Source organism: Pseudomonas sp. JV414, assembly GCF_032424305.1.
Lineage (GTDB): Bacteria > Pseudomonadota > Gammaproteobacteria > Pseudomonadales > Pseudomonadaceae > Aquipseudomonas > Aquipseudomonas lini.
Genome location: NZ_VYKC01000002.1, coordinates 748,417 through 772,800 on the forward strand (window position 1 = coordinate 748,417; position 24,384 = coordinate 772,800).

Below are 24,384 nucleotides of genomic sequence, written 5' to 3' on the forward strand. Positions count from 1 at the left end.
TCAGTTCTCCTCGATATCGGTCGGCAGCGGACGTGGCAGGTCATCGCCACTTGAACCATCGAGCCAGTCGACTTTGGACATCTTGCGCACCACGACGAATTCATCGCGGTTGCAACCGACCGTGCCGTAATAGTTGAAACCGTAGGCTTGCTGGGCATAGCCGCCGATCATGTGGGTCGGCTTGAGCACGACGCGGGTGACCGAGTTGTGGTGGCCGCCACGGGTCTTGGTGGTTTCCGAACCTGGCACGTTCACGATCCGTTCCTGTGCGTGGTACATCATCACCATGCCGTCCTTGACGCGCTGGCTGACCACCGCCCGGGCGGTCAGTGCACCGTTGACGTTGAAGCACTCGATCCAGTCGTTGTCCTCGATACCGGCGCTTTTCGCATCGTTCTCCGAGAGCCAGACAATCGGCCCGCCACGGCTGAGGGTGAGCATCAGCAGGTTGTCGCTGTAGGTGCTGTGGATGCCCCACTTCTGGTGCGGAGTGATCCAGTTCAGGACGATTTCCTTGTGGCCGTTGCTGCGCTTGCCTTTCACCCCTTCGATGGTGCGGGTGTTGACGGGCGGCCGATAACTCATCAGTTGCTCGCCGAACGCCTGCATCCACGGGTGATCCTGGTAGAACTGCTGGCGACCGGTGATGGTGCGCCATGGAATCCCTTCGTGAACGTTGGTGTAGCCGGCGTTGTAGCTGACGTGATCGTCTTCGAGACCCGACCAGGTCGGGCTGGAAATGATCTTGCGCGGCTGTGCCTGAATGTCGCGAAAACGAATCGCCTCATGTTCCTTGGATAACGCCAAGTGGCTGTGATCGATGCCAGTGAATTCCGACAGCGCGGCCCAGGCCTTGACGGCGACATGGCCATTGGTTTCCGGCGCCAGGGACAGAATCACTTCGGCGGCGTCGATGGCCGTGTCGATTTTCGGACGGCCGTGACTAATACCGGCATCGCCTTCTTTGTGATTGAGTTCACCGAGGAATTTCACTTCGTCTTCGGTGTTCCAGTTGATGCCTTTGCCGCCGTTGCCGTGTTTTTCCAGCAATGGCCCGAGGGACGAGAACTGTTTGTAGATGTTCGGGTAGTCACGCTCCACCACATGCAGGTTCGGTGCGTTTTTGCCCGGCACCGGTGCCACGCCGTCGCTTTTCCAGTCGGTGCCGCCAAACGGTTGGGCCAGTTCGCCGACGCTGTCGTGCATCAGCGGGATGGTCACCAGGTCCTTTTCAACGCCCAGATGCCCTTCGGACATGCTGGAAAACGCCTTGGCGATGCCTTTGTAGATTTCCCAGTCGGAACGCGATTCCCATGCCGGGTCGATGGCGGCCGACAACGGGTGAATGAACGGGTGCATGTCCGAGGTGTTCATGTCGTCTTTTTCATACCAGGTCGCGGTCGGCAAGACGATGTCGGAATAGACGCAGGTCGAGGACATGCGGAAGTCCAGCGTGGTGACCAGGTCGAGCTTGCCGATGGCGCCCTCGTCCACCCATTCGGCTTCTTCGGGTTTGCAATCGCCTACCTGGCCTATGTCTTCGTTCATCACCCCGTTTTTAGTGCCCAGCAGGTACTTGAGCATGTACTCGTGGCCCTTGCCCGAGGAGCCCAGCAGGTTGGAACGCCAGATGAACATGTTGCGCGGGAAGTTGACCGGGCTGTCCGGCTGTTCGCAGGAGAAGCGCAGCGAACCGTCCTGCAGCGACTTGACCACGTAGTCTTTCGGGTCCATGCCGGCCGCAGCTGCATCGCGGCAAATGTGCAAAGGGTTAGTGTTGAGTTGCGGTGCGCTGGGCAACCAGCCGGCGCGTTCAGCGCGGATGTTGTAGTCCAGGGCATGCTCGGGAAATTGTGATTTATCGGCCAGCGGCGAGAGCACGTCGTGCATGCTCATCTTCTCGTGGCGCCATTGCGAACTGTGGGCGTAGAAGAAGCTGGTACCGTTCATTTGGCGAGGCGGACGGTTCCAGTCCAGGCCGAACGCCAGGGGCAGCCAGCCGCATTGCGGACGGAGTTTTTCCTGACCAACATAGTGCGCCCAACCGCCACCGGTCTGGCCGACACACCCGCAGAGCATGAGCAGGTTGATCAGCCCGCGGTAGTTCATGTCCATGTGGTACCAGTGGTTCATCGCCGCGCCGACGATGATCATCGAGCGACCCTTGGTCTTGTCGGCGTTGTCGGCGAACTCACGGGCAATCTGGATGGCTTTCTCACGGCTGACGCCGGTGATCTGCTCCTGCCACGCCGGGGTGCCAGGCACCGAGGCGTCGTCGTAATCCTTGGCTACGTTATCGCCGCCGAGGCCGCGATCGATGGCCAGGTTGGCGGCCGACAGGTCGAACACGGTGGCGACTTTGGCCACGCTGCCGTCCGCCAGCACCACGTTATGCACCGGCACGCGGCGGTATTGCACGGCATCGCCGGCCACGTGCTGGAAGTGCTCGTGAGACTCACCGGCAAAATACGGGAACGCCACTTCGGCGACGTCATCGCCGATCAGGCTCAGTTTCAGATCGATCTCACGGCCTTCGCCGCCTTCACGCGGCAGGATGTTCCACTTGCCCTTCTCGCCCCAGCGATAACCGATGGAGCCCTGAGGGGACACCAGTTCGCCGCTGACATCGAGGGCGATGGTTTTCCATTCCGGGTTGTTTTCCTGGCCGAGGTTGTCGGTCAAGTCGCTGGCGCGCAGGAAGCGGTCCGGCTGGTAACCGGCGCCCGGTGCCTTGTCGACCATTTGCTTGAGCAGCACCAACACCGGCAGATCGGTGAAGCGCTTGGCGTAGTCAGTGAAATAGGCGCTCGGTTTGTCCAGGTGGAACTCTTTGAAGATCACATGATTGAACGCTTGGGCCAGCGCCGCATCGGTGCCCTGCTTAGGGTTCAGCCACAGGTCGGTAAGCTTGGCGACTTCCGAGTAGTCCGGGGTGATCGCGACAGTCTTGGTGCCTTTGTAACGGACTTCGGTGAAGAAGTGCGCGTCGGGAGTACGGGTCTGCGGGACGTTGGAGCCCCAGGCAATGATGTAGTTGGAGTTGTACCAGTCGGCCGATTCCGGCACGTCGGTCTGCTCGCCCCAGACCATCGGCGAGGCCGGTGGCAAGTCGCAGTACCAGTCATAGAAACTCAGGCAGGCGCCGCCGATCAGCGACAGGTAACGCGAGCCTGCGGCGTAGCTGACCATCGACATGGCCGGAATCGGCGAGAAGCCGACGATCCGGTCCGGTCCGTATTGCTTGATGGTGTAGACGTTGGCCGCCGCAATGATCTCGTTGACTTCTTCCCAGTTGGAACGAATGAAGCCACCCATGCCGCGCTTGCTTTTATAGGAGTCGGCCTTGGCCTTGTCCTCGACAATGCTGGCCCAGGCTTCGACCGGCGCCATGGTCTGCCGCGCATCGCGCCAGAGCTTGAGCAACGGCTTGCGGATTTTCGGGTACTTGAGGCGGTTGGCGCTGTAGATGTACCAGCTGTAACTGGCACCACGGGGGCAGCCACGGGGCTCATGGTTCGGCAGGTCGTTACGGGTACGCGGGTAGTCGGTCTGCTGGGTTTCCCAGGTGATCAGGCCGTTCTTGACGTAGATCTTCCACGAACAGGAGCCGGTGCAGTTCACCCCGTGGGTGGAACGCACGATCTTGTCGTACTGCCAGCGCGAACGGTAGACGTTCTCCCAGTCGCGAGACTCTTTGCGGGTCTCTCCATGACCGTCGGAAAACTCGTTTTGCTTACGGTTGAAAAACCGCAATTGATCCAGTAAATGACTCACGGTGTAGTCCTCTCAGGCTTTGTCGCGGAGTCTGTGCCCCGCCCACGCAATGGTTGAATTCGGGTCGTCTCAGCAGGGTGTCGCGGCGCCTTTGCGCGCGTACCACCACCAGGTCACGACGATGCAGCTCAGGTAAAAGCCGACGAACATGTAGAAGGCCATCTCCGGGCCGCCGGTCAGGGCCATCGAAGAGCCGAAGGATTTGGGAATGAAGAACGCGCCGAAGGCGCCCATGGCCGAACTGAAGCCGAGCACTGCGGCCGACTCCTTGCCAGCGTTCTTCAGGGCCTGTTCGCGGATGGCCGGCGATTGCCCGGCCGAGGCTTTTTCATGCTGGGTGCGGAAGATCACCGGGATCATGCGGAAGGTAGAGCCGTTGCCCACACCAGTAGTGATGAACAGCAGCATGAACATGCCGAGGAAGCCGTAGAAATTGCCGCCGGTACCGTTCTGCGGCAGGAAGTGCATCACGCCGAAGACCATCACGATCATCGCCACGAAGTTCCACAAGGTCACTTTCGCGCCACCGAGCTTGTCCGCCAGCCAGCCGCCCAATGGACGTACCAGCGCACCCACCAACGGGCCGAGGAAGGCAAACTTCAAGGCAATCACGTCAGGGAAGGAGGTTTTGATCAGCAGGGGAAACGCGGCGGAAAAACCGATGAACGAACCGAAGGTCGCCAGGTACAACCAGCACATCAGCCAGTTGTGTTTGCGCTTGAAGATCACTGCCTGTTCGCTGAAAGAAGCGCGGGCACTGGACAGGTCATTCATGCCGAACCAGGCCAGTACGGTTACCAGAACAATAAAGGGTACCCAGATGAAACCGGCGTTCTGCAGCCACAACTGGCCACCGTCCGGCAGTGCTTGCGGCGAGCCGCCCATGAAGCCGAACACCCCGAAAGTAATCACCAACGGCACACAGAACTGCATCACCGAAACGCCCAGGTTACCCAACCCGGCGTTGAGGCCCAGGGCTGTCCCCTGCTGCGACTTGGGATAGAAGAAGCTGATGTTGGACATGCTCGAGGCAAAGTTGCCGCCACCAAAACCGCAGAGCAAGGCAATCAACACGAACACGCTGTACGAGGTGCTCGGGTCCTGCACGGCGAAGCCCATCCAGATCGAGGGCAACAACAGCGACGCGGTGCTCAGGGCGGTCCAGCGACGGCCACCGAAGATCGGCACCATAAAGGAATAGAAGACGCGCAAGGTCGCGCCGGACAGCCCCGGCAACGCCGCCAGCCAGAACAGCTGGTCGGTGGTGAAGGTGAAACCGATGGCGTTCAGACGCACGATCACCGTGCTCCAGACCATCCACACCGCAAAGGCCAGCAGCAGCGCAGGAATGGAAATCCACAAGTTGCGCGTGGCGGTCTGTTTGCCGCTACTTCCCCAGAATGCTGGGTCCTCGGGGCGCCAGTCATGAATGACCGGGCCTTTGTCAGGCTTTTGCAGAACGGACATGTTCTTCTCCTAGGGCAATGCTGGAAATCGGGGACGGGGTCAGCAGCGGCGCTTTACCCAGCACCGGGCTTTTGCGTATTTCGCTGAAGTACATCCAGGTGAGGGAGACCCAGACCACGCCGTACATCAACATGAAGCAGGAAGAGCGCACGCCGGTGAGGTCCACCAGGGCGCCGAACAGGATTGGCAACACGAAACCGCCCAGGCCACCGGCGAGGCCGACGATGCCGGACACCGCGCCCATGTTGTTCGGGTAGTCGTTGGCGATGTACTTGAAGACCGAGGCCTTGCCGAACGCGAAGGCGATGCCCATGACGAACAGCAGCACGGTGAACAACGCAGGGCTCAGGCCGATGTGGAAATCCACCGGGCCGTTGATGGTCTGCACTTGCAGTTGGGTCTGGGGATACGAGAGCAGGAACAGGCAGATCCAGCTGACCCACAACACCCACCAGGTCACGCTTTGCGCACCCCAGCGATCCGACATCCAGCCGCCGACGGCGCGCAACACGCCACCGGGCAGGGAAAAACAGGCCGCCAGCAGCGCCGCGCTTTGCAGGCTGAAACCGTATTCCTGCACGTAGTACTTGGTCATCCACAGGGCCAGGGCGACGTAGCCGCCGAAGACGATCGAGTAGTACTGGCAGTAGCGCCACACCGCAGGGTCTTTCAGCGAGCGCAATTGCTCACGCAAGGTGGCGCCGGTGGCACTGTGGTGGTCCTTGTTTTCGGCACTCAGAAACCAGAACAGCAGAGCGGTAATAAAGAGGATCGCGCTGAAGACTTTCGGCACCAGCTGCCAGCTGCCGGCAGCGATCAGTGCCGGGGCGAGAAACTTGGTCACCGCAGCCCCGGCGTTACCGGCGCCGAAGATGCCCATGGCGAAGCCTTGATTCTCCTTGTCGAACCATTTGGCGACATAGGCAATCCCGACCGAGAACGAGCCGCCGGCCAGGCCGACGAACAAGCCCAACACCAGGAACTGCCAGTAGGCGGTGGCATGACTGATCAAATACAGCGGCGCGACGCAGGCCAGCATCAGCAGGAAGAACACGCTGCGCCCGCCGAAGCGGTCGGTCAGCAAACCCAGCGGTAAACGCACCAGCGAGCCGGTCAGCACCGGGGTCGCGGCCAGCAGGCCGAACTGGGTTTCGTTGAGCTGGAGCAGTTCCTTGATCGGCACCCCGAGCACGGCAAACATCATCCAGACCATGAAGCACACAGTGAAGGCCAGCGTGCTCATGCCCAGCACCAAGCCTTGTCGTACACGCGGTGGGTTCACAATGCTCTCCAGTCAGTTAGCCATGCCGGCAGACTAGAGAGGCGAACCCCGCAAAAACTTGATCCATGTCAACGAAGCCCATGGGGGCATAGGCCTATGCTTGTGCGGTCTACCTCTAAGGAGGTAGTTCAGGGAAACCTTAAAACCCTTTATTTATCAGGTACGTAAGGTTTTCCACCGTCGATTTGGCTGACAAGGAACAGTCGACAACTCTTTAGAGGTAGCGCGCCAGGGATCGGCGGCAAAACCCCACTCTGGTGCTGCACATGCTCTGTTTTCCTGAATTCTTCCGGGACCTGCGCCGATGATGCGCTGGTTGCGCAGCTCCCTGCCCGCTCGCGCCGGGCTGGCGGTGATCCTGATCGCCGTGCTGGCGCTCGCCAGTTCGTTGAGCGCCGGGCTGATCGCCTGGTTCAGCCAGGGCGATGCCGCCGCCATCAACACCGCAGGCTCGGTGCGCATGGAGACCTATCACCTGAGCTGGAAACTGGCCGCGGGGGCAACGCCCTCAGAAATCGCCGCTATCACCGACAGCCTGCAAACCCGTCTCACCAGCCAGTCACTCAAGGCCGTGCTGGAAGATGGCCCGACCGCCGCCCTGCAAGTCAGCTATGGGCAAATCCAGCAACAATGGAACGAGGATTTACGCCCGGCACTTGAGCGCGGTGATGCGGCAGCCTTTCAAGTCCAGGCTCATTCCTTCGTTGAGCAACTGAACCAGTTCGTCAATCTGTTGCAGCGTCAAAGTGAACAAAAGCAGGGCTGGCAACAGGCGATCCAGGGCATGGCCTTGTTCACCACCATGATTGTCCTGCTGATCGGGTTGTACGAGTTGCAGTACGGTGTCGTCACGCCCCTCAAGGAGTTGGTGGACGCAACCCAGCGCTTTCGTCGCGGCGACTTCAAGGTGCGGGTCAACCATCAGTCCCAGGACGAGCTGGGCCAGTTGGCCACCAGTTTCAACACCATGGCCGAAACGATCGAAGAGTCGCACCGCACTCTGGAAAGTCAGGTCCGGCAAAAAACCCTGAACCTGCAACAAGCCAATGCCGCCCTGGAGCTTCTGTATCAAAGCAGCCGAAGCCTGGCCACACGCCTGGCCAATGCCGAAGGCCTCGATGAATTGATTCGACGCTTCCAGCAACGCCTGCCCGGCTTGCGCCTGTCGCTGTGTCTGCAAGGCCAACTGCAGGCACCGGCCCAACAGCTACTGGCCCTGCATGGCGCGAATATCCGCGAAGTCTGCGCCAGTAGCGACTGCGCCACTTGCCAGAAGCACCATAAAGCCAATCCGCAAGCCTTCAGCATCAGCAACCAGGGCAGTGAACTGGGTGAGTTGAAGGCGCACTTTGTCGACGGGCATTCCATGCAAGCCTGGGAAACCCGACTGATCCAGGCCCTGGCCAACCTGATCGGCACCTCACTGTCGCTCAAGCGCCAACGGGAACAGGATCATCGCCTGCTGCTGCTCGAAGAACGCACGATCATCGCCCGCGAGCTGCACGATTCACTGGCCCAGGCCCTGTCCTACATGAAGCTGCAAGTCAGCCGCATGCAGACCCTGATGCGCCGGGGCGAACCGGTCCAGACCCTGGAAACCGTCACCGCCGAATTGCGCGAGGGTCTGAACAATGCCTACCGCCAGTTACGCGAGTTGCTGACGACTTTTCGTTTGCAGATTCACGACGCCGGACTGGTGCAGGAACTCAAGGACACCGCCGAGGAATTTTCCCGTCGCGGGGAGTTTCAGGTGCATCTGCACGTCGACACGCTGGCCTTTCAGCTATCGGCCAGCGAACAAATACATATTCTGCAGATCACCCGCGAGGCGCTCTCCAACTGCTTGCGCCACGCCCATGCGCAAAACGCCTGGCTACAACTGCGCCAGGACGGCGAGACGGTCAGGCTGTCGGTCGAAGACGACGGTCGCGGCTTCAGCGGCAATGTCGATCAACGCGAACACCACGGCCTGAACATCATGGATGAGCGGGCTCGCAGCTTGCACGGCCAGCTGCAGATCATCTCCAGGGAACCCCAAGGCACCCGTGTCCAACTGGAATTCCACCCGGAATTTCTCGGGCAGCAAACAGAAGGCAGCACCCCATGAACCCGTCCCCACAACACAGAATCCTGCTGGTAGACGACCACCCGATGATGCGCCGCGGCATTCGCCAGATGCTCGAACTCGAAGATGATTTCCTGATCGTCGGCGAAGCCAGCCAGGGTGAAGAAGCACTCGGCTTGATTGAGCCGCTTCGACCGGATCTGGTCTTGCTCGACAACAACATGCCGCAAATGAATGGCATCGAAACCCTGCGCCGATTACGGGCGATGAACTACACCGGCAAAGTGCTGCTGTTCACGGTGTCGGACGCCGAAGACGATATTCGCGATGCGCTGCGCCTCGATGCCGACGGTTATCTGCTGAAGGACATGGAGCCCGAACTGTTGATCCAGTACATCCGCGATGCCTTGAACGGCGCCTTGGTGATCAGCCCCGGCCTGACTCAAGTCATGGCCCAGGCGCTACGTTCTCCGCCGCGCCAGGCCGTGGTGGAATTGACCGACCGTGAACGCCAGGTGTTGAAAACCATCGCCAGCGGCTTCAGCAACAAGGTCATCGGGCACAAGCTGGGCATCACCGAAGGGACGGTCAAGGTCCACGTGAAAAACCTGCTGCACAAACTCGGCTTGCGCTCGCGGGTGGAGGCGGCGGTGTGGGCCATGGAGCATCTGCGCAGTGCGGGCTGACGGGCATCCCTCCTTGGAGGTAGGCCTGCAGAGGCATAGGTCATTTGGCCTGCGCTCTCTACTATGACGGTCAGCGGAGGTACGCCATGCTGACCCACCCTTCCATCGTTTTAACGTTGCGCCGTCATCATCTGTTCAGCCAGCTCCCGGAGAAAGTCTTCGAGGAAGTCTGCAACCTGGCCATGCTCAAGCGCCTGAGTTGTCACAGCACGCTCATGCACCAAGGGGATCCGGCCAGGCGTTTTTTCCTGCTGGTCAGCGGCCAGGTCAAGTTGTACCGGCTCACCGGCGAAGGCCAGGAAAACCTGGTGGAGATCATCCAGCCCGGCCAGACCTTTGCCGAAGCCTTGCTGTTCAGCCAGGCCCGGCTCTACCCGGTGAGCGCCACCGCGCTGAAGGACAGCGTGCTGGTGAGTATCGAGGGCAACCATTACCGCAACGCCCTGGAGGACCAGCCGAAAGTCTGTCTGGCGATCCTGGCGAGCATGAGCGTCCACCTGCACCTGCGTCTGCGCGACATCGATACCTTGACCATGGCCAGCGCGAGTCGTCGGGTGATCAATTTTCTGTTCCAGGAACGCCACCCGGTCACCGGTTTGATTGTCTTGCAGGTGTCCAAACGCCTGGTGGCGTCGAAGCTGGGGATTCAGCCGGAAACCTTCTCGCGGATTTTGCATCGACTGGTGGAGTGCGGCCTGATCGCCATGGAGCGTCGCCATATCAGCATTCTCGCTGAAGAGGAGCTGGCGGCTTTCCAATAGCCGGAATTGACCGTCATCAAGGTGCAATGCCATGCACCTTGCACACTGGCAGAGTCCACCCACGGAGAGTGCAAATGCCCCGTTCAACCCTGCCTTTGGTTTACTCCTGCTCAGGTTGCTCCAACGTCGCCCAACTGGCCAACACCCTGGCCGTGCGACTGGACCGCAGCGGCCTGGCTGAAATGTCCTGCATCGTCGGTGTTGGCGGGCATGTCGCGGCGCTGGTCAACAAAGCGCGCTCGGGGCGGCGGATTTTTGCGCTGGATGGTTGCCCGTTGCAATGCGTTGAAAACTGCTTGAAGCAGCATGGGCTGCATGCTGATGTGCACCTGATTCTCAGCCATTACGGGCTGCGTAAACGCCAGGGTGAGGATTGCACGCAGGCGCAGAGTGATGAGCTGTTTGAAGGGATCAGGCAGTTGATTGCCAGTGATGCTCGCCAGCATGTAAGCCGGCAGGAAACGATGGCCTGAAGAACAACAAGAACCCTGTGGGAGCGGGCTTGCCCGCGATGTGGCAGGTACACTCGCCTCGGCAGGGTGTATATCCATTTCTTCGGTAACGGCGGCTTAGGGTTCCGCCCTTACGGCGGGCTACTTTGAAAAGCGCAAAGTAACCAAACGCTTTCGCCCCTGACGTACGGTGGCTCGCCTAGGCTCGCCATGCCCTCACTCCGGTCCTGCTCCGTGGGCCCGCCGCCATCGGCCATCCATGGCCGGGGGCGGCTACCGCGGCATCCTTGCCGCGGTGCCCACTGCGCAGAACCTGCGCTCGGCCTTCCGACGGGGCAGATCAAAATCAAAATCAAAAGCCAAAGCGAGGCGGCCTGATAGCCGACCTGATGTCCTTCAAGGTCAGCGGCGGTGTACCCGAATGCCATGCCTGACAAAATTTCCACTGTGGGAGCGGGCTTGCTCGCGAAGAGGCCGTGTCAGTCGACATAAATGTTGAATGTAAGTCCGCCTTCGCGAGCAAGCTCGCTCCCACAGGTACTCATTGCAAGTCCAGAATCTACGAACGATCAAGTCAGCGAAGCGCGCCCGCTTGATGCCCAGGTCGGCCCGCAGGCCGCCTCGCTTTTGCTGTTGCGGTAGTCGCCCCCTCGAGAGGCCGAGAGGAGGTTCTGCGCAGTGGGCAACCCGGCATGGATGCCGGGTTAGCCGCGCACGGCCATGGATGGCCGATGGCGGCGGGCCCACGGAGCAGGACCGGAGCGAGGGCATGGCGAGCCTAGGCGAGCCACCGAACGACAGGGGCAAAAGCGCTTTGGTTACTTTCGCGCTTTTCGAAAGTGACTCGCTGTAAAAGCGAAACCGCCAGCCGCCGTTACCGCAGAAATGGATATGTACTCCGACCAAAAAACAGATAGCCTATCAGGCCGCCAACCCCTTCCCCGCCCGCTCCAGATTGCGCCACAACCAAACAGGCAACACATCAGGATCCAGACTGTCGATCAGATTCTTCAACGCCAACCCCAACTCCGTATCCCCCTCAATCACCAAACGCCGACGAAAAAACAGCGTATCCGGATCCTCCTGACGACTCGCCAGCAGCAAAAACTCCCGCCAGTTACCACTGATCGTCACATGCGCCGTAGCGTGCTCGGCAATCCGCAACCCTTTACCACTGAGCGTCAGATACCAGGACAAGCCCAAATCCGGAATCCGCAAACACAACCAACGCCCTCGCAGCACTTCAAACTCACCATCGCGCAACGGCTCGGCAAGGCAGTGATTCAGTGCCTGTTGCAACGCCAGACGCTGCACGGCAAAAGGCACCCGGCGCACCAGCGGCAACAACCGATCGGCACCTTTCAACAGCCACTTTTTTCGATTCAACACAGACCGACCTCCTCGACACGCAGCATGCCGGCCTGGCCATGCCAATAACCATTGCACCCTTCGACGAACAACGGCGGTGTCTCGCCCAGCCGAACCCGCTGATAGGCAGCGACCACTTCGGCCATGCCCTGAGCACGAGGGCTCAAGCGCAACAGATCGGCACCGCAGGCCACTAGCCCGGAGTAGTCGGCCAGCAGATTGGTCACCTCGGCCGACATCGTTTGAATACCGTTGATGGTAAACAGCGCCTGCCCTTCCTGGCTTGTCAGCGCCAAGCCGTCGGGGTAGTTGATGCAGCAAAACTGGCAGTCATCCTTGGGCCGGTTTTCCGCCCGAGCCGTAAAGCAGCGGGCGGAATAGGCCAACGGCAAATGCCCATAGGCAAAGATTTCAACTTCCGGCACTGCATGGCCCAGTTCGCGTACCTGTTCGATCACATCACCAATCAGCGCCGCCGAACATTCCACCGGCGGCACCCAACGGGTCATTCCGCAGTCCAGAAGCTGCACGAGCGTATGACCGTTGTACAGATTGAGTGCCGGCCCGCCCACGAACGGCAATTTGCGCTCGGCCAGAAACTGCACCGCGCCCATGTCGTTGGCTTCCACCAGCAATTGGCCGTTGTCGCACAGCCGGCGCAGGCTGGAGAGTTCGGATGCCGCTTCGATCAGCGTCAGGCTGGAAAGCACCAATTGCGCCTGGCTGCATTCCTGCAACTCACGGCCCAAACCCAGCCATTGATCCAGCGAAAAAGCCCGACGTTTCGAGCACACGGTTTCCCCCAGATAAATCACGTCCAGGGGCAAGTTCGACATCTCGGCGTAAAAGTTGCTGAGTTGCTCTTTGTCCCAATAAAACAGGACCGGTCCCAGGCTGAGTTTCATGTCGAATCCCTCATTGCCATGATCGATGATAAGCACCCAGAGTGGTCTGACTGCCTTCGGACAAACCGGCCAGCACCTGACGCCATTCCTCCTTGACCCGAAAACTGCCCGGCGCGCCACGATGGGCGTCCAGTGCCGCGCGCCAGACCCGGGTGACTTGTTCGACATAGGCCGGGCTGCGTTGGCGGCCCTCGATCTTCACGGCTTCGACGCCGATGGCCGTCAGTTCCGGCAGCAAGTCCAGGGTGTCGAGACTGGTGGGTTCCTCCAGCGCATGAAAGCGTTTGCCGCCGACCAGGAAGCGGCCCTTGCACAAGGTCGGGTAACCGGCCGGCTCGTCTGGGGTGTAGCGATCGATCAGCACTTCGCTGAGGCGCGCGCTCAAGCCTTCGGCGTCCTCACTCCAGCGCACCGCCTTGGCCGGCGAACAGACACCGCACAGGTTCGGCGACTCGCCGGTAATGTAGGAGGACAGATGGCAACGCCCTTCGGCCATGATGCACAAGCTGCCGAAGCCAAACACTTCGATGGGCACCGGGCTGCTGGCGGCGACCTGGCGTACTTGCGCCAACGACAACACTCGCGGCAGCACCGCGCGACGAATGCCGTAGCGCTGCGCATAAAACTCCAGCGCGGCGGCATGGGTCGCCGAGCCCTGGACCGACAAGTGCAACGCCAGTTGCGGATGCCGCTGACTGGCGTAGTTGAGCACCCCGGGGTCGGCGGCGATCAGCGCATCGACGCCGAAATCAGCGGCGCGATCCACCGCTCGCTGCCAGCGCTCCCAACCCTTGGGTTGCGGGTACGTGTTGACCGCGACGTAGAGTTTGCGTTGATGCTGGCGAATGTGGGCGACCGCGGCGTCGAACTGTTTGTCGTCCATGTTCAGCCCCGCGAAATGCCGGGCGTTGGTGTCATCGCGAAAGCCGACATAGACGGCATCGGCGCCTTGGCGCACCGCCGCTTTAAGCGCAGGCAGGTTCCCTGCCGGGCAGACCAGTTGCATGGGTAATCCTCATGAAAAAACGCATCCGGGCCATCGCCTGATGCCCATGACACGACGGTCCGGGGCGATCGAAAAAGGCGCTGCCAGTCTAACGAGACCGGCAGGCACGGCCTTGACGGCAATCAATTGCCATCAATGCATCAGGTCGGCGAAGGACAGGAACATTACGTTGTCGTGCTTGAGCACTTGCTGCTCGCACTCGATCACCGCCAGGCCATCGGCCCAGCACGCGGCGGTCAACATCGCCGAGCTTTGCTGAGGGTGCAGTTCCACGCTCAACTGGCCGTCGGCGCCGGGTGTCAATCGGGCCCGCAGGTACTGCCGACGTTTGTTACGCTGCAACCAGTCGAACCCGGCTGGCACGGCCAACGGCACCGGCAGTACGTCAGTCACGCCTTGGGCCCTGAGCAGGAACGGACGCACCACCACCAACGCGGTGATCAGCGCCGCCGACGGATTTCCCGGCATGCCGATCCACGGTTTACCGGCCACTTCGCCAAACGCCAATGGCTTGCCCGGCTGGATGGCCAGCCGCCAGAAATCGACGTTGCCCAGTTCCTCGATCGCCTGCTTGAGGTGATCTTCCTCGCCCACAGACACGCCACCGGAACTCAACAGCAAGTCGCATTCCGAAGACGCCAGGCTCAAGGCATGCCGGCTGGCAGCCAACTCATCGACCATGACGCCATAGTCGTGCACTTCGACGCCCCAGCCGCGCAACAACGCGGCGAGGCAATACCGGTTGCTGTTGTAAATCTGCCCCGGCGCCAACGGATCGCCCGGTTCACGCAGCTCATTACCGCTGCTGAGCAGGCACACCTGCAACGGCCGATAGACCTCGACCCGCGCGATACCAGCGCCGGCCAGTAACCCCAGTTCTTGTGCGCGCAGGCGTTTACCGGCCTTGAGCAGCAGATCCCCGCAGCGAACTTCCTCACCCTCCTTGCGCACATGGTCGCCAACGGATACAGGCGGGAACCAGACGTGTTCGCCCTCGACCCGACAGCGCTCTTGCGGCACGACGGTATCGGCGCCCGGTGGCAATGGCGCGCCGGTAAAGATCTGCACCGCCTGCTGCGCGAGCAAGGGCGTGCACGCTTGATCCCCCGCCGCAATGCGCCCGCCAATCGACAAAGAGCCACCCGCCTGGGGCAAGTCAGCCGCCCTGAGGGCATAACCGTCCATGGCACTGTTGTCCCAGGCCGGCAGGTTCACCGGGGAATGAATGTCCGCCGCCAGCACCCGCCCCATGGCTTGATCCAGACGAATCATTTGCGCCAGGGGCGGCGGCGGTGCCTGGTCCAGCAGACGGCTGATGGCCTCGTCCACCGGCATCAGGTTGCCGATGTCGCACACCCGGCCAGTCATGTGCGCGTCCCGCAGGCGTCGATGATCCGCTGCGCTTGCGGTTTCAAATGCGGGGCGAAATTGCACGGGCCGGTGCGACTGTCCAATTGTTCGAGCAGGATCTTGTTCCAGGCCGTCCGGCAGGCACCCGGCGAGCCTGGAACGCAGCACACCAACACGCCGTTACTCATGCCGGCGAGCGCTCGGGACTGCAGGCTGGACATGCCGATCTCGTCCAGAGACACCTGACGGAACAATTCGCCGAAGCCTTCAACGTGCTTGTCCAGCAATGGCAAGACCGCTTGCGGTGTGTTGTCGCGAGCGGTGAAACCGGTGCCACCGGTCATCAACACCACTTGCACCTTGGGGTCGGCGATCCATCGGGAAACGGTTGCGCGGATCTGATAAATGTCGTCCTTGACCAGATCACGATCGATCAACACATGCCCGGCTGTTTGCAGCAAATCCGTCAGGGTCTGCCCCGAAGTGTCAGTGTCAAAAGTGCGCGTATCGCTGATGGTCAGTACGGCGATGTTCAGGGGTTCAAACGTGCGTTGCGCCAGATGGGCCATATCCAGGTCTTCCCGTAGATGAGGGTATGGCCCGAAGCCTGAACCGGAATGGTGAGCGAGCCTATTCCTCCAAGGAGGTACCTCGTCGGGGACATAGAGAGAATGTGCCGGGCACAAAACCTGTGGGAGCGGGCTTGCTCGCGAATGCGGTGTGTCAAACAACATTAATGTCGACTGACACACCGCATTCGCGAGCAAGCCCGCTCCCACATTGTCCTCCGTCGCTACAGGTTCTGCGCAATGGGGCTTAAGGCGCCAACCGGCTTCGCTTCCACAGACCATCACGCAACCGGTAATCGAGTCGATCATGCAAGCGGTCGGCCCGCCCCTGCCAGAACTCCAGACGTTCAGGGCGCAGGCAGTAGCCGCCCCAATGCTCGGGACGCGACACGGTCTGGCCAACGAAGCGTTTGATGGTTTCAGCCAGCATCGATTCCAGCGCTGAACGACTGGTCAGCGGACGGCTTTGCGGTGAAGCCCAGGCACCCAGGCGACTGGCCATGGAGCGAGAATCGAAGTACGCATCCGACAACGCCGGATCGAGCCTGGACACCTGCCCTTCGATACGCACCTGACGCTCCAGCCCCGGCCAGAAAAACGTCATCGCGGCATAGGGATTGGCGGCCAGTTGCTGACCTTTATCACTCTGGTAATTGCCGAAAAAAGTAAAACCTTCATCGCTCAACCCCTTGAGCAGCAGAACCCGACAGTGCGGCCGTCCTTCAGGGTCGACCGTCGCCAGCACCATGCTATTGGCCTCGACAGGTGCGCACTCGGTGTCGCGGGCCTGTCGCAGCCATTGCCGGAACATCGCCAGCGGATCATCCAGCGCAGCCTCATCTTGCAGGCCATTAAGGGTGTAGTTACGGCGCATCTGAGCCAGGGAAAGCGGCATGACGGTGATCTCCGGAAGGTTTTACGCAGTGTGCGAGGCACTGCGCGAGACCACCTTGACCGCCATCAACACTGTCGCCTACTTGAGACGCAGCCGCCGCGCCAGTTTGTGCAGGTTGCTGGGGTCGACTTCCAGGATTCGCGCGGCGCTGGCCCAGTTTTCCCCGGACAGGCTCAGGGCCTGGAGGATTTTCTTGCGCTGGTAATCGTCGACGGCTTCGCCCAAGGGCTGGAACGGCAGATCAGCCGTAACGTCCGGGGATGGTTCGACCACCGCCCCCGATGCCGCCATCGCGCTGTCGAGATCGAGAATTTCAGGCTCCAGCGTCATGATCAACGCGCGACTCGTACCGCGACTGAGCTGCTTCAACGCGGCCCGACTGATCACGTGTTCCAGTTCACGCACATTGCCCGGCCAGGTATAAAGCAGCAGCGCGCGCTCGGCCGCCGGCGACAGGCGCAAACCACGCAGGCCGAGCCGCGCCCGATTGAGTTCAAGGAAATGCCCGGCCAGCATCAACACATCATTACCGCGCTCGCGCAGCGGCGGAATCGGCACCGGATACACCGAGAGCCGGTGATACAGATCGGCGCGAAACAAGCCGTCGCGGATGCTGTCCGGCAGGTGCCGGTTGGTGGCGGCGATGATCCGCACATCGACGTGCAGCGGCTTGTCGGCGCCGAGGCGCTGGATTTCGCCGTTCTGCAGGGTGCGCAGCAACTTCGCTTGCACGGCCAATGGCAATTCACCGACTTCATCGAGAAACAGCGTGCCACCGTTGGCGGCATCAAAGCGTCCGGCACGGTCACTGGTGGCGCCGGAAAACGCGCCTTTGACATGCCCGAACAACTCACTCTCTGCCAGCGACTCCGGCAAAGCGGCGCAGTTAACGTGTATCAGCGGTTTGTGGTGGCGCCTAGAAAGACGATGCAAGCGCCGGGCGAACAGCTCTTTGCCGACGCCGGTCTCGCCCAACAGCAACACCGGCAGATCGGAGTCGGCCAGTACATCCAGCTCATTGAGCAACTGATGCAATACCTCACTCTGCCCGAGGATCTCGCCCTCCTCGACCGGCATTCGCAAGTCTTGGGGATCGCTGCGGGACAGGCGCAAGCTGCGGTTTTCCTGTTCCAGTCGGGTGACCCGCACGGCGGCTTCGATCTGCAAGGTACAGCGCTTGAGCTCTTCCCGCGCCCGGCTGTCGAAGGTCCCGGCGTGCAGCGCATCGAGAGTGATCGCACCCCAGATCCGCCCCTCGACATACAGGCTCACGCCCATGCAGTCATGCACCGGCAGCGGTTCGCCGACGTGGTTATCGAGCAAGCCGTCATAGGGGTCCGGCAGGCGACTGTCGGGTTCGAACCAGGTCGGCTCGCGCGACGCCATGATTGCCGCCAGCCGGGGATGTTGGGCGATGACGAACCGGCGCCCCAACGCTTCATGAACCAGCCCCACTGTCGCCACGGGCCTGAGGCTGTCGTCATCCAGACGCAACAAGCCTACGGCACCACTGTTGAAGTATTCGCGCAGGGTCTGGACCAATCGTTGCAACCGCACGGCATTGGGCAACTCGACGATCAGGTCGGCTGCCAGGCTTTCTCGCAGCATGGTAGTAATCACCCTCTATGGTTGGATTCACCCTGAAGCGTCAGGGTGCCTATCACCACAACTAAAAATTAATCGATGTTTTTCAATCACTTAAATATGGCATGCCGGATGCAATGGACCTGGAGAACCGTTGAAACCCAAACAAGGAACCCTGATGAGCCAGACCCTATTGGAACAAAGCCTCGGCCAACTGGCCTGCGACATTCCCGGTGCCACCCGGATCTTCCACACCTTCAAACTGGACTTCTGTTGCGGCGGGCATAAAAGCCTGCGTGAAGCGGCCCTTGGCAAACACCTCGATCCGGTCCTGATTGCCGACGCCCTGAACATTCTGCAAGACGCCGGTGAAACCCAGCACGACTGGCGTAACGAACCTTTGGAACTGTTGATCGCCCACCTTCTGGCGCGCTACCACGCCCGCCACCGCGAGCAATTGCCGGAACTGATCCGCCTGGCCCGCCGCGTCGAGCAGGTCCATGGTGCGCGCAGCAGTTGCCCCAACGGCCTGGCCGATCTTCTGACCGACATGCAACAAGAGCTCGAAGGCCACATGCTCAAGGAAGAACAGGTGTTGTTCCCGATGCTGCAACAAGGCATCGGTGCTCAAGCGGCGCCGCCGATCCAGGTGCTGCGCTTCGAACATGATCAACATGGCGAAGCCCTGGAAAAAATGCTCGCCCTGACCAATCACATCATCCCGCCTGCCGATGCCTGTAACACCTGGCGCGCCCTCTATCGCGGGCTGCTGGAATTCAAAGACGACCTGATGCAACACATCCATCTGGAAAACAACGTGCTGTTCATCAACGCCCTGAACCCTCGTCACTGATCAATTGCCTGTCACACCCAACCCGCGCCAGCCCACCGGTTGACGCGGGTTTTGTTTATCCGGAACGGCTTGTGATCAGCCATGCCAATAGAACATCGCCTTGGCCAGGATCACGATCAACACCATGTGCCCGAGGATGCTGCGGCGAATCCAGGTGGCGCGAGTCGCGGTCAGGCGCGCATGGGTCAGCCAATAGGCCAGCAGCAAGTAATGGCCGATGATGCTCAGGGCCAGGATAATTTTCAGACTCAACAACGTGCCAAAATTGCTGGCCAGCGGCTGACTCAATGCGCCCCGGTACTGCCACGCCAGGCCGATGCCGGCGCCATACAACAGCAACACCACCCCATGCAGCACCTTGCGCGAACGCACGGCAATCGCCTGATCCGCCGTGGATTGCGCGGTATCCGCCAACTGCTGGCGCGCTCGATGCCAGATAATCACTTCGAAAAACAGCGTGCCGATGAAGGCAATCGCTGCCAGCAAATGCGTGACCAGTAAAAAGGGATACATCAGCGCCCGCCTCTGTCAGTTCGCGTGCTCATCCCGGATGACCGTCGACCCGGGCCCGCAACAGCATCGGCCCATAGCGCCAGGCGTACAGCGCAAACGCCAGTGCCCAGCACAGACCGGCCAACCACAATGCCGGCAAGGGAAAGAACTCGATCAACACGACCCGGCTCAGGCACGCGAGGTTGAGCAAGATGAACGCCAGGGTCATCCCCGATGGCGGCTCGAGCGCACGGCCGGTATGCCCGAGGCTGACTCGGGCGATCATCGCCAGCACCAGGCCGCCCATGGCACCGATGGTCAGGCAATGCACCGCCAGACTCGGGTTGATCGGCACGCCGAAATGCCACAGCGCCATCCCCAAACAAGCCACCGCCAACCAGCCATAAGCCAGGTACAACGACCACAGCAACGGCACGTGCCAGAGGGCGCGATCATGCCAGCGAACCAGGCGCACCAGATGCCCTGCGGTCAACACGGCGAACAACAGGCCCACCCAGAGATTGGGGGCAAGCGCAGGTCCGACGGCATATAACAACGCCACGAGGGGCGAGCCAATCAGCAGCAGCCAATCCAGCCAGGGCCAAGGGGTAACGCCATCGACCTTGCCGAGGCCACGCTGGATGAAGAACGGAATCACCCGCCCACCGATCAACCCCATCATCGCCGCCACCAGCCAAATGCCGGTCAGCACGCCTTGGCGCTGCCAGCCTTCATGTCCTTCGACCAGGCCGTACAGGGACAACCCGTCGGCCGCCGCTAACAAGAGCAACACCACCACAATCGGGTAGTTACGTTTCTGCCGCACCTTCCACAAGGTGAAGCCCATGAGCGCGGCCACCGCCAACGGGAACGCCAGTTCCAGCACCGCGAGCAACGGCCACGGTGCATTGACCAGCCAGGCCACGCGCGCCAATAACCACAGCAGCGCCAGAGCGGCCAACGGTTTACCGCTGAGGCCGGGGCGACCGGTCCAGGTCTGCACGGCCGTCAGCAGAAAGCCCGCGATAATCGCCAAGCCGAACCCGAACAGCAATTCATGCCGATGCCAGCCCAGCCAACCGCCTGCCGGCTGCCAGTCGGAAATCGAACCACCAAAAGCCGCCAGCCACAGCGGAATGGCCAGCACCGCCAACAGGCAGCCGGCGAGGAAAAACGGCCGAAAGGCCAGCCGTAACAGCGGCGCGATTGCCATCGCTTTACGGCGGTCAAGCACTTGCATAAAGCCACTCCTCTACCTGTTTGCTGACCTGGCGCCAATCCGCACGCGCCGAGGTAAATCCATGGGCAATCATCGGGTATTACCGATTCATTGCCTTTGTCATAGATCAAGTGTGCAAGGGACGTGCCCCGATGCTCATTCGAACCTGTCTGGACTGGGAGCATGGTGGCCCTGTGGCGAGGGGGCTTGCCCCCGTTGGAGTGCGAAGCGCTCCCAGAATCGGCATCCCCGGCGCGTCAGATAGAACCCCTCAGCCGGTTTTACGACTGCTGCGCAGCCGAACGGGGGCAAGCCCCCTCGCCACAAAGGTGATCGGTCGTCAGGGTAAAAATGACCATTTGAGGGTTATTTAAACCCTACACAGCATAGTCTTTTTTACCCTCACGCCTGAGAACCCCAATAAGCAGGGCCCTCCAAGCCTGGCCCGCGTCTTGCTCAGCATGGGCAACCTTTTAAAAATCCTGGATCCCTCTCGATTACCCGGAGTCGTCATGAAAAAAGTCATCCAGCCACTGGCCTGGTTTGTTGTGTTGACCTCAATCCTGGCCCTGGCCAGCGGCGTATCCCTGGGTCTCGTCTGACCTGATCCCCCTTCTCTATTTTCAGGATGAATTCTCATGGTGCTTCATCGCGTCCATCACCAGATTCTGCGCAGTCATCACTTGTTCGAGCCGTTGAACGAAGAACAGCTGGATGAACTGATGAGTACCAGCCACTTGCTGAGCATCGACAAGGGCGAGCCGTTGTTCCGTCAGGGTGAGCCGGCCGATTCGTTCTATTTCATCATTGCCGGCGCGGTGAAAATCTACCGGCTGACACCCGATGGGCAGGAGAAAGTGTTTGAGGTCATCAGCGATCGACAAACCTTCGCCGAGGCGATGATGCTGATGGACACCCCGAACTATGTGGCCTCGGCCGAAGCGATCTGCCCCACCCAGCTTTACCGGTTATCCAACAGCACTTACATGCGCCTGCTGCAGAGCAATAGTCGGCTGACCTTTGCACTGCTGGGTAAGCTCTGCGTTCGCTTGCATCAACGGGTCAACGAAATCGAAACCCTGTCACTAAAAAACGCCACCCACCGGGTCGTGCGTTATCTGCTCACGCAACTGGTGCGCCAGCAAACCGTAGACAGCCAATTCGAGCTGCCGATGGCCAAGCAACTGATTGCCGGGCATCTGTCGATCCAGCCGGAAACCTTTTCGCGGATCATCCGCCGCTTGATCGATGAAAACATCATCACTCAGGACGGCCGTCAGATCGCCATTCTTGATCGTCTGCGCCTGGAACAGTTCGAGTGAGCGCCATGCCCGTCTGCCTGTATTGCCAACATGCCAACCCACCACAAAAGATCGAGTGCCACCAATGCGGCATGCCCCTGCCGGCATTGGCCGCACTTGTAGCGCAACGTCGGTTGCGCCGATTCAAGTGGTTCTGCATCGGCCTGACAATCTTCTGCGTGACGATGTTTTTCTGGCTGCCGCGCAGCATCTCCTGATGCCATACCGCAATTTTCAATCCCACACCTGTGGCGAGGGGGCTTGCCCCCGTTCGGCTGCGAAGCAGTCGTAAAAACAGCCAGTGTGTTTTATCTGCCACAACGTGATCACCAGGTTAGGGCCGCTTCGCGACCCAACGGGGGCAAGCCCCCTCGCCACAGAGTCTGCGCTTTGCAGGCTCGGCAGTTGCTACATGTACCCAGGTGGCCAAGGACATCACGGTTGAGTCAGCTGACGATACAACTGCGGCAGACGCAGAGGTAACTGCTCAGGCTGACGGATCAAGGTGTAGCCATTGGCGCCAAACATGTACGGCAGGTAATCCCCGGCCTCGCGATCGATCGTGATACAGAACGGCGTCAGCCCCTGACGCCGCGCCTCCAGCACCGCCTCGCGGGTGTCTTCAACACCGTAGCGGCCCTCATACAAATCCAGATCATTCGGTTTGCCATCCGTGAGCAGCAGCAACAGTTTGCTGCGCCGCTTGCTCGTGCCCAGTAGTTGCGTGGCCTGGCGAATGGCGGCGCCCATGCGCGTGTAATACCCCGGTTTGAGCCCTTGAATGCGACCTCGGGTGTTGTCGTCATAACGCTGGGTGAACGACTTGAGTTCCTGCATGCGCACTTGCTGACGACGTAGCGAGGAAAACCCGTACAAGGCGAAATCATCACCCAGCACCGACAAGGTTTCGCCGAACAGCAGCAGGCTGTCGCGGATGACATCGATGACGCGGTGCTCATCGTTCAGGTGGGCGTCGGTGGACATCGACACGTCGGCCAGCAACAGGCACGCCAGGTCGCGGCGGGTCTGCCGTTGCTCCATGAACAGACCGCGTTCGGCACACTGGCCATGCTCGCGCTCAACGTGAAAATCCAACCAGGCCTGCATGTCGAGCTCTGAGCCCTGAGGTTGCTGGCGTAACCACTGGCGGTCATTACGCAGATGCTCGAATTGGCGCCGCAAGCGGTGCGCCGAGGCCTTCAGCCGTAAAGGCAATGGCTGTGCCTCACAGTCGCGGGGCACCATCATTTGCAGATTGACGAAGCTGTCCTGCATTTGTTGTTTGCGGTAGTCCCACTCCGGCAACTTGATGCCCTCGCCGAGGGGAATATCGTCGATATCGGCCGGTGGCAAATCCAGGTGCAGCTTGAGACCGCCGCCCTTGCGCAGACGGGTGCGCGACAGACTCAATTCGTCCAGGTCCTCGGCGACTCTGGCCGCGTCCGGGTCTTCGCTGTCGTCCGACCAGCGATCCAGGTCGACGTGCTCGGTCCAGCTGAACAGGTTCTCCAGGCGCACGATTAACAACCCGCCTTCACGGCTGCTTTCATCGATCCGCTTGGCTCGTTTGCTTCCGCCTTTCTGCTCGCCGGGTGGCGTGGTCAAAGACTCTTCGGATTCATCGCCCAGATCGGCAGCCTGCGGGCTGGCGAGGTTTTGTGGCGGGTACAACCACAGCGGCAGCGGCCACGCGGCCCGTTCGCTGCGAGGAAAATGTTCGACACTGCCGGGTTCGCGCAGCGCCTGGCATAACGCCCGTTCCAGTGCCGCTTCGCTAGCGTTCAATGAGGTCGGATCGGGGCGCAATTGCAGATGGGCATCGACCAGACGTTTATAGCGAGTACGCAGCGCGGGATAGCGTCGCAACAACTGTTGCGTCCAGCGTTGATTGTCCCGCCCCCAGTGACGCATCGGCCCGGCCTGTGCCGCCAGCAACGCGAGCCAGCGATAGAGTTCCTCATTCAGTGCGACTTCAGGGAAGACCGCCAGGCTCGATGGCAGCCGCAAATTACTCGCGTCACACCACGCCAACGGTACTTGTTTGCAGGTACCGGCGATCTGCTGCAACACGTTTCGGCGCAACAGCAGATCGCGGTCGCTGGCGGCTTCCACACCAATGCCATTGGCACCGCCCATGGCACGAAACAACAGCGCCAGCGGGCGTTGCTGGCTGGCCAGTTCAACCCGCGCTTCAGGGAAGTCCGGGCTGGCACGCCGAGTGATGAAACGATGCCAGACACTGCCTACCCACTCTTCCAGTTCGACGGTAAACGCCATGATACTTGCCCTTCCCGGAAACCAAAAAAACGGCCCGCTGTATCAGCCGGGCCGACCTTTTCTAGCCATTGCACTCGT

At 60.7% G+C, this 24,384-nt stretch carries 20 protein-coding genes; 7 read left to right on the plus strand and 13 right to left on the minus strand.

Going from position 1 to position 24,384, the window contains the following annotated elements; all coding sequences use genetic code 11:
* From F6R97_RS04445 to F6R97_RS04455, 3 genes are all read right to left on the minus strand, one after another.
* The gene (locus tag F6R97_RS04445) at window positions 1-3,774 is read right to left on the minus strand and encodes a nitrate reductase subunit alpha (protein WP_315866112.1); all 3,774 of its coding nucleotides are present in this window, start codon (window positions 3,772-3,774) and stop codon (window positions 1-3) included.
* Window positions 3,775-3,843: 69 nt separating this feature from the next.
* Window positions 3,844-5,241, minus strand: coding sequence for a NarK family nitrate/nitrite MFS transporter (locus tag F6R97_RS04450; RefSeq protein WP_315866113.1), 1,398 nt, complete (start codon window positions 5,239-5,241; stop codon window positions 3,844-3,846).
* Window positions 5,219-6,523 carry a nitrate/nitrite transporter gene (locus F6R97_RS04455; RefSeq protein ID WP_315866114.1) on the minus strand — a complete coding sequence of 435 codons (1,305 nt, stop codon included), beginning with the start codon at window positions 6,521-6,523 and terminating at the stop codon, window positions 5,219-5,221. Before F6R97_RS04455 ends, F6R97_RS04450 begins: the two co-directional genes overlap by 23 nt.
* Before the next feature lie 304 nt (window positions 6,524-6,827).
* Here F6R97_RS04455 and F6R97_RS04460 point away from each other — a divergent pair, with 304 nt between their 5' ends.
* From F6R97_RS04460 to F6R97_RS04475, 4 genes are all read left to right on the plus strand, one after another.
* Complete coding sequence (locus F6R97_RS04460) at window positions 6,828-8,630, plus strand: HAMP domain-containing protein (protein WP_315866115.1); 1,803 nt, start codon at window positions 6,828-6,830, stop codon at window positions 8,628-8,630.
* Window positions 8,627-9,274, plus strand: a complete 648-nt coding sequence (narL, locus tag F6R97_RS04465) for a two-component system response regulator NarL (RefSeq protein ID WP_315866116.1) — start codon at window positions 8,627-8,629, stop codon at window positions 9,272-9,274. Before F6R97_RS04460 ends, narL begins: the two co-directional genes overlap by 4 nt.
* Before the next feature lie 86 nt (window positions 9,275-9,360).
* On the plus strand, window positions 9,361-10,035 hold the full coding sequence (locus F6R97_RS04470) for a Crp/Fnr family transcriptional regulator (RefSeq protein WP_038982846.1): 675 nt from the start codon (window positions 9,361-9,363) through the stop codon (window positions 10,033-10,035).
* 74 nt (window positions 10,036-10,109) lie between these two features.
* Window positions 10,110-10,508 (plus strand): putative zinc-binding protein, encoded by a 399-nt coding sequence (locus F6R97_RS04475; protein ID WP_038982845.1) that lies wholly within the window; start codon window positions 10,110-10,112, stop codon window positions 10,506-10,508.
* A 900-nt stretch (window positions 10,509-11,408) separates the two neighbouring features.
* On the opposite strand, the gene F6R97_RS04480 is transcribed toward F6R97_RS04475, so the two are convergent.
* The 7 genes from F6R97_RS04480 to norR all read right to left on the minus strand — a co-directional run bounded on the left by F6R97_RS04480 (window position 11,409) and on the right by norR (window position 18,188).
* Entirely contained in the window at window positions 11,409-11,876 is a 468-nt protein-coding gene (locus F6R97_RS04480; RefSeq protein ID WP_038982817.1) for an SCP2 domain-containing protein, read from the minus strand.
* Complete coding sequence (locus tag F6R97_RS04485; protein WP_315866117.1) at window positions 11,870-12,760, minus strand: U32 family peptidase; 891 nt, start codon at window positions 12,758-12,760, stop codon at window positions 11,870-11,872. The genes F6R97_RS04480 and F6R97_RS04485 overlap by 7 nt, the downstream gene beginning before the upstream one ends.
* A 10-nt stretch (window positions 12,761-12,770) precedes the next feature.
* On the minus strand, window positions 12,771-13,766 hold the full coding sequence (locus tag F6R97_RS04490; protein WP_052964423.1) for a peptidase U32 family protein: 996 nt from the start codon (window positions 13,764-13,766) through the stop codon (window positions 12,771-12,773).
* Between the two features lie 132 nt (window positions 13,767-13,898).
* Window positions 13,899-15,134, minus strand: coding sequence for a gephyrin-like molybdotransferase Glp (glp, locus tag F6R97_RS04495; protein WP_315866118.1), 1,236 nt, complete (start codon window positions 15,132-15,134; stop codon window positions 13,899-13,901).
* Entirely contained in the window at window positions 15,131-15,685 is a 555-nt protein-coding gene (gene moaB / locus F6R97_RS04500; protein WP_315866119.1) for a molybdenum cofactor biosynthesis protein B, read from the minus strand. Before moaB ends, glp begins: the two co-directional genes overlap by 4 nt.
* 247 nt (window positions 15,686-15,932) lie before the next feature.
* Window positions 15,933-16,580 carry a pyridoxamine 5'-phosphate oxidase gene (pdxH, locus tag F6R97_RS04505; protein ID WP_315866120.1) on the minus strand — a complete coding sequence of 216 codons (648 nt, stop codon included), beginning with the start codon at window positions 16,578-16,580 and terminating at the stop codon, window positions 15,933-15,935.
* A gap of 78 nt (window positions 16,581-16,658) precedes the next feature.
* Entirely contained in the window at window positions 16,659-18,188 is a 1,530-nt protein-coding gene (gene norR / locus F6R97_RS04510; RefSeq protein WP_038982827.1) for a nitric oxide reductase transcriptional regulator NorR, read from the minus strand.
* 154 nt (window positions 18,189-18,342) lie between these two features.
* Here norR and ytfE point away from each other — a divergent pair, with 154 nt between their 5' ends.
* On the plus strand, window positions 18,343-19,017 hold the full coding sequence (ytfE, locus tag F6R97_RS04515; RefSeq protein ID WP_038982829.1) for an iron-sulfur cluster repair protein YtfE: 675 nt from the start codon (window positions 18,343-18,345) through the stop codon (window positions 19,015-19,017).
* Between the two features lie 75 nt (window positions 19,018-19,092).
* Here the strand turns inward: ytfE and F6R97_RS04520 are convergent, their stop codons facing one another.
* Together F6R97_RS04520 and F6R97_RS04525 are read right to left on the minus strand one after the other, a co-directional pair.
* Window positions 19,093-19,530 (minus strand): hypothetical protein, encoded by a 438-nt coding sequence (locus F6R97_RS04520; protein ID WP_315866121.1) that lies wholly within the window; start codon window positions 19,528-19,530, stop codon window positions 19,093-19,095.
* Window positions 19,531-19,558: 28 nt separating this feature from the next.
* Complete coding sequence (locus F6R97_RS04525; protein WP_038982832.1) at window positions 19,559-20,749, minus strand: NnrS family protein; 1,191 nt, start codon at window positions 20,747-20,749, stop codon at window positions 19,559-19,561.
* Between the two features lie 617 nt (window positions 20,750-21,366).
* Here F6R97_RS04525 and F6R97_RS04530 point away from each other — a divergent pair.
* Window positions 21,367-22,050 (plus strand): Crp/Fnr family transcriptional regulator, encoded by a 684-nt coding sequence (locus tag F6R97_RS04530; protein WP_008075049.1) that lies wholly within the window; start codon window positions 21,367-21,369, stop codon window positions 22,048-22,050.
* Window positions 22,047-22,247: a hypothetical protein gene (locus tag F6R97_RS04535; RefSeq protein ID WP_038982834.1), complete on the plus strand. Its 201-nt coding sequence runs from the start codon at window positions 22,047-22,049 to the stop codon at window positions 22,245-22,247. The genes F6R97_RS04530 and F6R97_RS04535 overlap by 4 nt, the downstream gene beginning before the upstream one ends.
* A 217-nt stretch (window positions 22,248-22,464) precedes the next feature.
* Here F6R97_RS04535 and F6R97_RS04540 read toward each other — a convergent pair whose 3' ends face one another.
* Window positions 22,465-24,306, minus strand: a complete 1,842-nt coding sequence (locus F6R97_RS04540) for a nitric oxide reductase activation protein NorD (protein WP_315866122.1) — start codon at window positions 24,304-24,306, stop codon at window positions 22,465-22,467.
* Window positions 24,307-24,384 lie beyond the last annotated feature (78 nt).